Genomic DNA, 9,921 nt, shown 5'->3' with positions numbered 1-9,921 from the left:
CCGGCCCCCTCCCCCGCGGACGCCCAAATCCCAAACTACAGGCACAAAAAAACCGACTTTCGTCGGTTGATTGCTCACTTTCCCAGAATTCAAGAAGAAGTGGTGGACGCGGGACGTACTTTATGGAGAGTGAACCTCCGACTTCCTGAATCCGATTCTTTTTATTTAACCACTCAAGAGAAGTGGCGGACGCGGGAGGATTCGAACCTCCGACCGCCTGGTTCGTAGCCAGGTACTCTATCCAGCTGAGCTACGCGTCCGTTTCTTAAGTTTGTACTCTTCAGTACTTCATGTTTAACCACTTGAAGAAAGTGGCGGACTGGGACGTACTTTATGGAAAGTGAACCTCCGACTTCCTGAATCCGATTCTTCTTATTTAACCACTTGAAGAAAGTGGCGGACGCGGGAGGATTCGAACCTCCGACCGCCTGGTTCGTAGCCAGGTACTCTATCCAGCTGAGCTACGCGTCCGTATTTATTCAATTTTATTACCTGAATAAGTAACCTCTGTTTTTACCATCTGAGAAAGATGGCGGACCGGGACGTACTTTATGGAGAGTGAACCTCCGACTTCCTAGCTCCGATTCTTTTTATTTAACCACTTAAGAGAAGTGGCGGACGCGGGAGGATTCGAACCTCCGACCGCCTGGTTCGTAGCCAGGTACTCTATCCAGCTGAGCTACGCGTCCGTTTTATCATGTTTAACACTTGATATGTGCTTCTTTTTATTTAACCACTTAAGAGAAGTGGCGGACGCGGGAGGATTCGAACCTCCGACCGCCTGGTTCGTAGCCAGGTACTCTATCCAGCTGAGCTACGCGTCCGTTTTACTACAAAGACACCATTTTAATAAATGGCGGAGAAGGAGGGATTCGAACCCTCGATAGGGCTACAAACCCTATACTCCCTTAGCAGGGGAGCGCCTTCAGCCACTCGGCCACCTCTCCGTCTTTGTGGGGCGTATAATATAGAACCGTGAAAATATGTCAAATACTTTTCTTGTAAAAAAGCACTGTATGGTGATAGATTGTTCAGCTTGGTGTGTTTTAAGGCACTTTGTCGATTAATTTGTCATAAATTAGTCACTTTTAGGGTCTGACTGTATATTAAAGTGGTCCAAAAGGGATTGCTTGCGGGAGGTTTCTTCCGAAATAAAGGCATCTACATAGCCCAAACGCTGAAATTCACTGATACAGCTGCGACAGTAATTCATCCTTGCCTGTTCGTGTTGTGCTTTTGATTTTTGTTGCGACATGGTCAGAGGTCTTTTGCATCCATTCGTAGTCACAGCAGTATAGGTGAAAGCGCTGGATATGCCAGCTGTCATCCTCTGAGCCAGATGTAGCCCACCAGGACTTCTATTCAACTAATTCCTGATTTTATTGTGCTTTTATAAATATCTTAAGACTAAAACCCGTTTTTAGCAGAGATCTCTTACACAGATAAAAGAAAAGCGCCGTAGGCGCTTTTCTCAATCGTTTGTTCTGAATGACTGGCTTAGTCAGCCTGAGGTCGCATATGCGGGAACAGGATAACGTCTTTGATAGTCGGAGAATCAGTAAATAGCATCACCAGACGGTCAATACCAATCCCCTCACCCGCCGTTGGCGGTAAGCCGTATTCAAGTGCACGGATGTAGTCATCGTCGAAGTGCATTGCTTCGTCATCACCGGCATCTTTTTCTTCAACCTGACGGGCAAAACGTGCAGCCTGATCTTCGGCATCGTTCAGCTCCGAGAAACCATTTGCCAGCTCACGACCCCCTACGAAGAACTCGAAGCGATCAGTGATAAACGGATTTTCATCATTACGACGCGCCAGCGGTGACACTTCCCACGGATATTCTGTGATGAAAGTCGGCTGGATCAGTTTATGTTCCGCAGTTTCTTCAAAGATTTCACACAGGAATTTACCGGCACCCCAAACGCATTTCTCAGGGATCTTCACGTGTACTTTCTTCGCGTACGCAACCAGCTCGTCAAAGTGGTTTTCTGGATCTTTAAAGATGTGGGCAGAGGCTTCAGCGTCCGGGCCATACTTGATGATCGCATCCGCCATAGACAAACGCTCAAACGCTTTACCGAAGTCATACTCGATAGTTTCAAGCACTTCGCCTTCCGCGTTCTTAACCGTGTTAACCACAGTAGTGGTGCCCAATACGTCTTGTGCCACAGTACGCAACATGTCTTCTGTCAGGTTCATCAGGTCGTTGTAATCTGCGTACGCCTGATAGAATTCAATCATAGTGAATTCGGGGTTGTGACGAGTCGACAGACCTTCGTTACGGAAGTTACGGTTGATCTCGAAAACGCGATCGAAGCCGCCCACAACCAGGCGCTTAAGATAAAGCTCTGGTGCGATACGCAGATACATGTCGATGTCCAGCGCATTATGGTGAGTCACGAACGGACGTGCAGTTGCACCACCTGGGATCACCTGTAGCATTGGCGTTTCAACTTCCATAAAGTCACGCTCAGCCAGGAAGCGACGAATGCCTTCAATCACTTTAGAGCGAATACGGAAGGTCTCACGGGTTTCCATGTTGGTGATCAGATCAACATAACGCTGACGATACTTAGCTTCCTGATCCGTTAAGCCGTGGAACTTTTCTGGCAGCGGACGCAGTGACTTGGTCAGCAGCTCGTACTGCACCATATCCACATACAAGTCGCCTTTACCAGATTTATGTAGCGGACCAGAAACACCAATGATGTCGCCGATGTCCAGCTGACCATATTTGGCTTTCAGCTCTTTTTGCACGTCTTTAGACGCATATGCCTGAATGCGGCCTTTCATGTCTTGTAAAACCAGGAAAGGACCACGTTTGGCAAGGATACGGCCAGCCACAGAGACCTGATGATCTAACTCAACCAGCTCTTCTTTTGACTTATCACCAAACTTAGCCTGTAGATCAGCCGTATAGTCTTCACGGCGGAAGGTGTTCGGATGGCCATTGGCACTGCAATTTTCACGAATTGCATCCAATTTAGCACGACGCTCAGCAATGAGTTTATTCTCGTCTTGGATTTGCTCTGTCATTTTTTAGCTCTTAGTTTAGCTTGTTGATTATAGGCCTGATTTCAGGCTGGCTTCGATAAATTTGTCTAGATCACCGTCCAGGACCGCCTGGGTATTACGGTTCTCAACACCGGTGCGTAAGTCTTTAATACGCGAGTCGTCCAGTACGTAAGAACGGATCTGGCTGCCCCAACCGATATCAGATTTGGCATCTTCCTGGGCCTGCTTTTCAGCATTTTGCTTTTGCAGTTCCAGCTCAAACAGTTTTGCTTTAAGCTGTTTCATGGCCTGATCTTTGTTTTTGTGCTGTGAACGGTCATTCTGACACTGCACGACCGTATTGGTCGGCAAGTGAGTAATACGTACCGCAGACTCTGTCCGGTTAACGTGCTGACCACCGGCACCTGATGCACGGTATACGTCGATGCGTAAGTCTGCCGGATTGATGTCGATCTCGATGTTGTCGTCAATTTCCGGATATACAAACGCCGAGGCAAACGAGGTATGACGGCGGCCACCTGAGTCGAACGGGCTCTTACGAACCAGGCGATGTACACCGGTCTCAGTTCGTAACCAGCCATAAGCATATTCACCGCTGACTCGCAGTGTTGCCCCTTTGATACCCGCTACATCACCATCGGTTGCTTCAACGATTTCGGTTTTAAAGCCTTTGGCTTCAGCCCAACGCAAATACATGCGTAGTAGCATGTTACACCAGTCCTGCGCTTCAGTACCGCCGGAGCCTGCCTGCAAGTCAAGATAGGCATCGTTGCTGTCCTGTGCCCCAGAGAACATGCGGCGGAACTCCAGCTTTTCAAGCTGGGCATTCAGGCCCAGCACTTCCTGCTCTGCTTCAGCAAAGGTTTCTTCGTCTTCCGCTTCTACAGCCAGCTCAACCAAACCTTCGGCGTCATCAGCACCGCTGACCAGGTTGTCTATGGTTTCGACTATGGTTTCCAGGCTGGACTTTTCACGGCCCAGCGCTTGTGCCTTTTCAGGCTCATTCCAGACGGCTGGATCTTCCAGTTCTGCATTGACTTCTTCTAAGCGCTCTTGTTTCAGAGCGTAGTCAAAGATACCCCCGAAGAAGTTCAGTACGCTCGCGAATTTCCTTGATTTGATTAATCACAGGATTCACTTCAAACATTCACATTACTCCAATTTACGTGATGGTAACGCAGCCAATGGCACGCTTTATTTGGCCACTGGGCTGAAAATAGTGTGACCGCTGTGTGCCCACAAAATGAATAAGCGGTCTAAACGGCCAATACTAACAAATAATAGGCGCAGATATCAGCCCTTGTGGAGAACATTTTACGCCTTTCTCGCAATTGTTAGCAGGCGCGGATCTCCCTGACGATTAACTGCAGCGTAAACTTGCCCCTGAACTCATTGATATCCAGCTGGTAAGCCAGCTCAGCGGCCTGTGCAGCCGTGTTAGGCCAGGCGCGTACATCCACGTTAAAGGCAATAGCGTCCACCAATTTACCGCCGGGGTGTTTTAACACCAGTTTAAGGTGCTTATCGCCAACAATACGCTGTTGCACCAGCTCAAACACGCCACTAAACACCGGCTCGGGGAAATGCTGTCCCCACGGGCCCGCCTGTTGCAGCAACATGGCAAAGTCCATATTAAAACACTCAGCCGGCAGTTCACCGTCGGTCAGTAATACCGACTGCTTGTGCTCTTCACTGAGGGTTTCGCTGACCAGGGTTTCAAAGGTACGTTTAAAGTCGCTAAAGTCGGCTTCTCTGATGGTCAATCCGGCCGCCATTGCATGACCGCCAAATTTAACGATTAAGCCCGGGTGGCGTGTGTTAATTTGCTCAAGCAAATCACGCATATGCAGCCCTTCTATCGAGCGGCATGAACCTTTGATTTCATCATTATCACCCTGGGCAAAAATAATCGCTGGTCGGTGATACTTTTCTTTCAGTCTGCCCGCGAGGATCCCGATGACGCCTTGATGCCAATCATCCTGATATAAACACACCGCATCAGGAATGCTTTGCTGGGCAGCGACCAGACGCTCTAGTACCGCTTGTGCTTCTTGCTGCATACCTTGTTCAATCTCGCGACGCTCCTGATTGAGACTATCCAGCTGTGCAGCAATACGCCGCGCTTGATGCTCTTCTTTGGATAACAAGCAAGCAATCCCCAGGCTCATGTCATCCAGCCTGCCTGCGGCATTCAGTCTTGGCGCCAGCGCAAAGCCAAAATCGCTGGCATTAAGACGTGCCGCTGTACGATTAGCGACTTCTATTAGTGCTCTGATCCCAGGCCGGGTTTGCCCTTTACGAATGCGTGCCAGGCCCTGATGTACCAAAGTTCGGTTATTCGCGTCCAGTGCGACCACATCAGCGACAGTCCCCAAAGCAACAATATCCAACAAGGATGCCAGATTCGGCTGAGTCAGACCCTGACGCTCGAAGTAGCCAGCCGCACGAAGATGATGGCGAAAGGCCACCAACAAATAAAATGCCACGCCTACACCGGCAATGGACTTTGACGGAAACTGGCAATCGTGACGGTTCGGATTAACGATGGCATCAGCATTAGGCAGTTGTTCACCCTGCAGGTGATGATCGGTGACCAGTACCGAAATACCGGCCTGCTTGACGATATCTATGCCTGCCAGGCAGGAAATCCCATTATCGACCGTGATCACCAGTTGTGGCGCCAGCTGAACAATTTGCTCTGCCAGTGCCGGACTCAGGCCGTAGCCCAGACTAAAGCGATCAGGCACCAGATAGTCGACTTGCTGCAGGCCAAACAGGCGCAGCCCCTCCATCAACACAGCGGTGCTGGTTGCGCCATCGGCATCGAAATCCCCGACAATTAGCACGCTTTGCTGCTGATGCAACGCCAATTCGAGTAAGGCGCAGGCTTTATCCATGTCACGAAACAAACGGAAATCCAGCAAAGTGGCAGCACTGTTATCAAGCTCGACAGCCTCTTTCACGCCCCGTGCGGCATAAATCTGCTTAATGACTGGGTGAAGATGGGCGGGTAAATGACTGTCGTCGACGCGTAATCTGGGGCGGATCTCTGTTTGCATAACACTCTCTGAACTACCTGATGGCGTGGAGGGAGCCCCCACAAAGCAAAAAAGGCCCACAGGCCTTTTTAGAAATGCTGAGAGTATACCTCAGATTTAGGATTTTTTACTGGCCTGATTTAACATTTTTGCCAATGCATCTGCCGGCTGATAGCCCGGGATCATGCTGCCATCTTCCAGAACGATGGCCGGCGTACCAGAAATGCCAAAGCTCTGACCTAACTGATAGTGCTCAGCAACCGGTGCCTGACAATTTTTGACGTCAGGGACCTCATTACCCGCTTTTGCTTCTGTCATCGCTGAAGCCGCGTCGTCAGCACACCAGACATTCATCAGGCTCTTGTAACCGTTACCGCTCAGGCCACCACGCGGAAAGGCTAAATATTTAACCGTAATACCGGCAGCCAGATAGTCTTCCAGCTCACGGTGCAGTTTACGGCAGTAACCACAGGTAATATCAGTGAAAACGGTAATTTGGTGCTTTTCGTTTTCAGCCTTGTACACAATCATCGAATCCTGATACTGCGCGACACCGCTCTTACGTACATCGCTCAGTGCATCTTCTGTGATGTTGCGACGATTGGTGACATCAATCATGGTGCCCTGAACGAGGTATTGACCGTTTGGACTGGCATAAAACACGCCTTTATCCGTGATCACTGTTTTAAGGCCTGAAATAGGACTATCTGACACACTTTTTACTGTTAAACCCAGATCCGCAAACTGAGATGCGATAGGGCTAACCGCCATAGGTGAAACTTCTTGTGTTGTCTCGGCAAAGGCACCGACACTGAAAGCGAGCGACGCTGCTAAAAGTAACTTTTTCATGTTTTTCTCGTAAAATTGCTCTGGTTAATCACTAGGACCGGATAACTTCAATTAAATTCCATCACGCCCTAGGATGATGTTGCTGATGAAGCGTTTTCAATCGCTCACTGGCAACATGCGTATAAATCTGGGTTGTCGACAAATCGCTATGGCCTAACATCATTTGTACAACTCGAAGATCCGCACCATGATTTAGCAAATGTGTTGCAAACGCATGACGCAGCGTGTGTGGCGATAACGGTGACTTAACGTCTGCCAACATAGCATAGTGTTTGATACGATGCCAAAAAGTTTGCCGTGTCATGCCAATCCCCCGTTTAGATGGAAAAACAAAGTCATTCGCATGCTTAACCATCTGAGCGCGGCCAACCTTTAAAAACTGTTCGACCCAGTGCAATGCTTCTTCTCCCATCGGCACCAGCCTCTCTTTTCCGCCTTTACCTCGAACTAACAACACTGCTTGTCTCAGGTTAATTTGTTCCATCCGCAGGCCAACCAACTCTGTGACTCGCAATCCCGTTGCGTACAACAGTTCCAGCATGGCTTTATCTCTGAGGCCCATGGGATCTTCAACATCAGGGGCACTCAGCAAGGCTTCTACTTCCTGCTCACTAAGCGTTTTTGGCAAAGACTGCGACAACTTGGGCTGAGCAATGTGAGTCAGAGGACTCGCCGTGATGGCTTGTTTGCTCACCCAGTAGGCATAGAATCGCTTGAGGGCACTCATTGCACGTGCAGTGCTGCGTGGTTTGAGCCCTTCATCTACCCGGTAGGCCAGATAGGCCTCTACATCCGCGCTGCTAATGGTCAATAGAGGTTTGTTATCATGGTGGGCAACGACATAACGTACAAACTTATCCAGATCTGCACGATAGGCAGCCAGGGTATTGTCGCTGAGTCCTTGCTCCAAAAAGAGCATATCCAGGAAAGACTCTATCAGTTCACTATTACTGTGGATGCTTGGGTCAGATATTTCTAAATCGGTCACGGGCAGCCTGTATCAATTCATTACACCATAAGGTAGACTTCGCGCCATATAATAACAGCCAATTGAGCGAAGACTACTATGCAGATCGGGTTATTTTATGGTTCAACTACCTGCTACACAGAAATGGCAGCAGAGAAAATGCAGGAGATCATAGGTGAAGACATTCTGTCGCTCCACAATATCAAAGATGTGCCGCTAAAAAATGCAGAGCAATTCGACTTTGTGATTTTTGGTATCTCAACCTGGGATTTCGGCGAGTTGCAGGAAGACTGGGAGTCGCACTGGGATGACATCGATGAGGTTGATCTCGCAGGCAAAACCATCGCACTGTTTGGTATGGGTGACCAGCAAGGCTATGGGCAATGGTTTCAGGATGCACTGGGTATGTTGCACGATAAAATTGCCCCACAAGGCGTGCACTTTTTGGGATACTGGCCCAATACTGCCGATTATGAATTTGAAGCATCTAAAGCACTCACGGACGATAAAAGCCAGTTTGTGGGCCTTGCCCTGGATGAGGACAGCCAGTACGAAAAGAGTGACGAGCGCATCGCTGCGTGGATTGAACAAATCATGACACAATATAGCGAGTCGCTATAACGCGTATCTCCTGATCTGCCACCCCCTGTTTGGCAGATTGAAAAACAATTCATTTACACTGGTTAACATTTAAGCTATACAACTCGTCATTTGTAGTTCAGTATGAATTTTGTACAGCCTCTACAACCTAATTGCAGAGGCTGTTATATAATCAACGCATTTATAAAAGGACTCATCATGAAGTTAACTCTGACCAAGAAGAACTACAAAAACCTGTCTCAGCAATCTCATGCAATCAACAATAAGATGACACCACAGGTTGGTGGTGGTAATGGTGCATGTTCAGGTGGTGCGGGCTGTCATATGGACCAGCAGCCAGAACCAGGCACTGGCGGTGGCTCTGTGTGTATTACCTGGTAGGATAACGGGGCTAAAAAATGCTCCGTAGCCTCAGGCGGGCTTTAGTTCTGTGATTTATTACCACTGTGTTTTCTGAATGCCCTGGGTGAACATCCAAACCAGCGCTTAAAGGCTTTGTTAAAAGCAGCCTGTTCGTTAAACCCCAACTCCCTTGCCAATTCAGCCAGTGGCATTGTACCCAGCAAGTCTTGGGTGCGTCTGAGCCGCTCTTCAGTCAACAGCTGAGAATAACTGGTATCACATTGTTTTAGCTGCCTTTGTACCTGACGTCCCGACTTATTCAGAGCTGCTGCAATCACGCTCAGCTGACACTGACCCAAATCGACGCTGGCAGCCAGCATGATACGGATCTGCATCGCAAGCGACTGGTGCTGTTGCAATTGTATCAGCGCCTTATCAGACAACCGCAGCAGCTCCTCGCGCATCACTTGATTCGCACGTCTGAACGGCAACATCAGGTAAGCATGAGGAAACGCTATCTGGTTACGAGGCTGATTGCCAAATACCTCACAGCCGAACCAGTCAGCCAGTACCGACCGCTCTGCACCACTTAATGGACAGGTGAAGTTGATATATTCGGGTGAAACAGGCTTAGGTACTAAAGTACGCACCATGGCAACCCAGCCGGTCAGGTTGCGCAGGATTACGTGACGAGAAGTCTGAGAGTTTGGCAACCAGTCAATCATTGCCAGCGCACCCTGATGGTGAAAAATGGCGTGCGCTATACTGGCCACCAGCTGATCGTAGCGCAGCAGCGCCGACAGTGCCTGGTTTAAGTTTTCACAGCTTTCAACTAAGTAACCCAGCACCCCATAATCAGCCGACTGTATATGCTGGCCCAGGTGGAAGCCAAACAAAGGATCGCCGGTTCGCTCAGCCCCCAGCTGCAAAGCCTGTTCGTAATCAGCCAACGGGACTCGGGTCCCTAATTCAGACTCGATAGTCTTAGACTGAACTAAAGTTCTGTCCAGAGTCACGCCCTGATGCTCCAGATACAGTAATACACCGTTAAAGTAATTTTTGTCTAAAGTATTTTCCATGTCGTATTTGGACAAATTTACGTCGCCT

8 protein-coding genes and 5 tRNA genes are annotated in these 9,921 nt (G+C 49.0%); 2 read left to right on the top strand and 11 right to left on the bottom strand.

What is annotated here, in order from left to right; translation table 11 throughout:
- Positions 1-183: 183 nt before the first annotated feature.
- The 10 genes from CWB98_RS10770 to xerD form a co-directional block, all read right to left on the bottom strand.
- Positions 184-260, bottom strand: a tRNA-Arg gene (locus tag CWB98_RS10770).
- A gap of 134 nt (positions 261-394) precedes the next feature.
- Positions 395-471, bottom strand: a tRNA-Arg gene (locus CWB98_RS10765).
- Positions 472-612: 141 nt separating this feature from the next.
- Positions 613-689: transfer RNA gene (locus tag CWB98_RS10760), tRNA-Arg, on the bottom strand.
- A gap of 58 nt (positions 690-747) precedes the next feature.
- Positions 748-824 (bottom strand) — tRNA-Arg (locus CWB98_RS10755).
- Positions 825-854: 30 nt separating this feature from the next.
- Positions 855-947: transfer RNA gene (locus CWB98_RS10750), tRNA-Ser, on the bottom strand.
- Positions 948-1,497: 550 nt separating this feature from the next.
- Complete coding sequence (lysS, locus tag CWB98_RS10745; protein WP_125721837.1) at positions 1,498-3,039, bottom strand: lysine--tRNA ligase; 1,542 nt, start codon at positions 3,037-3,039, stop codon at positions 1,498-1,500.
- Positions 3,040-3,066: 27 nt separating this feature from the next.
- Positions 3,067-4,165 (bottom strand): peptide chain release factor 2 gene (gene prfB, locus CWB98_RS10740; protein WP_138544869.1). Its coding sequence is split into 2 segments (ribosomal slippage): positions 3,067-4,089 and positions 4,091-4,165, totalling 1,098 coding nucleotides; the frame shifts between segments, so codons are not numbered across the junction.
- Between the two features lie 187 nt (positions 4,166-4,352).
- Positions 4,353-6,077, bottom strand: coding sequence for a single-stranded-DNA-specific exonuclease RecJ (recJ, locus tag CWB98_RS10735; RefSeq protein ID WP_138544868.1), 1,725 nt, complete (start codon positions 6,075-6,077; stop codon positions 4,353-4,355).
- A gap of 96 nt (positions 6,078-6,173) precedes the next feature.
- Positions 6,174-6,905, bottom strand: coding sequence for a bifunctional protein-disulfide isomerase/oxidoreductase DsbC (gene dsbC / locus CWB98_RS10730; protein WP_138544867.1), 732 nt, complete (start codon positions 6,903-6,905; stop codon positions 6,174-6,176).
- 61 nt (positions 6,906-6,966) lie between these two features.
- Positions 6,967-7,893, bottom strand: a complete 927-nt coding sequence (xerD, locus tag CWB98_RS10725; RefSeq protein WP_138544866.1) for a site-specific tyrosine recombinase XerD — start codon at positions 7,891-7,893, stop codon at positions 6,967-6,969.
- Between the two features lie 78 nt (positions 7,894-7,971).
- Here xerD and fldB point away from each other — a divergent pair, with 78 nt between their 5' ends.
- Together fldB and CWB98_RS10715 are read left to right on the top strand one after the other, a co-directional pair.
- Positions 7,972-8,493 carry a flavodoxin FldB gene (gene fldB, locus CWB98_RS10720; RefSeq protein ID WP_138544865.1) on the top strand — a complete coding sequence of 174 codons (522 nt, stop codon included), beginning with the start codon at positions 7,972-7,974 and terminating at the stop codon, positions 8,491-8,493.
- Positions 8,494-8,670: 177 nt separating this feature from the next.
- Complete coding sequence (locus tag CWB98_RS10715; RefSeq protein WP_138544864.1) at positions 8,671-8,853, top strand: hypothetical protein; 183 nt, start codon at positions 8,671-8,673, stop codon at positions 8,851-8,853.
- Between the two features lie 41 nt (positions 8,854-8,894).
- Here CWB98_RS10715 and CWB98_RS10710 read toward each other — a convergent pair whose 3' ends face one another.
- Positions 8,895-9,908 carry an AraC family transcriptional regulator gene (locus CWB98_RS10710; RefSeq protein WP_138544863.1) on the bottom strand — a complete coding sequence of 338 codons (1,014 nt, stop codon included), beginning with the start codon at positions 9,906-9,908 and terminating at the stop codon, positions 8,895-8,897.
- Between the last annotated feature and the right edge of the window lie 13 nt (positions 9,909-9,921).

Origin of the sequence: Pseudoalteromonas rubra (genome assembly GCF_005887115.1) — a bacterium.
GTDB lineage: Bacteria > Pseudomonadota > Gammaproteobacteria > Enterobacterales > Alteromonadaceae > Pseudoalteromonas > Pseudoalteromonas rubra_F.
The sequence above is the reverse complement of the archived record's forward strand: the minus strand, read 5'-3'. Positions and strand labels throughout refer to the sequence as shown.

What these genes read in the sequence shown, in the direction of transcription:
- fldB (WP_138544865.1), top strand. Translation starts at nt 7,972, where the DNA reads ATGCAGATCGGGTTATTTTATGGTTCAACTACCTGCTACACAGAAATG.
- recJ (WP_138544868.1), bottom strand. Translation starts at nt 6,077, where the DNA reads ATGCAAACAGAGATCCGCCCCAGATTACGCGTCGACGACAGTCATTTA.
- dsbC (WP_138544867.1), bottom strand. Translation starts at nt 6,905, where the DNA reads ATGAAAAAGTTACTTTTAGCAGCGTCGCTCGCTTTCAGTGTCGGTGCC.
- lysS (WP_125721837.1), bottom strand. Translation starts at nt 3,039, where the DNA reads ATGACAGAGCAAATCCAAGACGAGAATAAACTCATTGCTGAGCGTCGT.
- CWB98_RS10715 (WP_138544864.1), top strand. Translation starts at nt 8,671, where the DNA reads ATGAAGTTAACTCTGACCAAGAAGAACTACAAAAACCTGTCTCAGCAA.